This is a genomic window from Clostridium puniceum (genome assembly GCF_002006345.1).
GTDB lineage: Bacteria > Bacillota > Clostridia > Clostridiales > Clostridiaceae > Clostridium > Clostridium puniceum.
In genome coordinates this window covers 1-842 of sequence record NZ_LZZM01000128.1, presented here as the reverse complement: position 1 = coordinate 842, position 842 = coordinate 1, and the positions used below count along the sequence as shown (strand labels likewise).

General features: G+C 31.7%; 1 protein-coding gene. It reads right to left on the bottom strand.

Annotated features, from left to right (window positions below; all coding sequences use genetic code 11):
- Nucleotides 1-842 (bottom strand): non-ribosomal peptide synthetase (locus tag CLPUN_RS09975; protein WP_143329023.1); only part of this gene is annotated, 842 nt, incomplete at both ends.

The following is an 842-nucleotide window of genomic DNA, read 5'->3' as shown; positions in this document are numbered from 1 at the left end:
GGAATATTATACACAATGCTGGTTTTATCCATTTCCCATACTGCAAATAATCTTTTCTCTGCAGATGATACCTTATAATATTCCTTTTCTTCTGCTTTATCTATTGCTATATATTCTTTTTTATCTGATTGTTTTATTACTCCACTTAAAGTTTTTATTGTAGGATTTTCAAATAATTCTCTTACCTTTACCTCAAAACCTAACTCCTTCTTTATTTGCGCTGTAATTACTGTTGCCTTTAGCGAATGCCCTCCCAAATCAAAATAATTATCATTTATACCTATATGAATTCTACCAAGTACTCTTTCCCATATTTCTACTAGCTTTTCTTCAGTTTTATTTCTTGGTGCTTCATATTCTGCATTTAAAACTTGAGATTTATCTATTTCTGGAAGTGCCTTTCTATCAATTTTTCCATTTGAAGTTAATGGCAACTTATCTATTTGTATAATATAACCTGGCATCATATAAGCCGGTAGTTTTTTCGAAAGCTCTTCTTTCACTGATGTTATTGTTAATTCTTCCTCAGCAGTAATATAAGCACAGAGATATTTTTCTCCATTGTCGTCATTTCTACTTACAACAACTGCTTCTTTAATGCCTCTTACTTTTGAAAGTTGACTTTCTATTTCCCCAAGCTCTATTCTGAAACCTCTTATCTTTATTTGATTATCTATTCTTCCAAGATACTCTATATTTCCATCAGGCAGCCATCTTGCCAAATCTCCTGTCTTATACATTTTTGTCTCCAGTTCAAAAGGATTGTCTACAAATTTTTCTCTAGTTAACTCTAAATTATTTAAATATCCTCTTGCTACACCATCACCGCCAATGCATAGTTC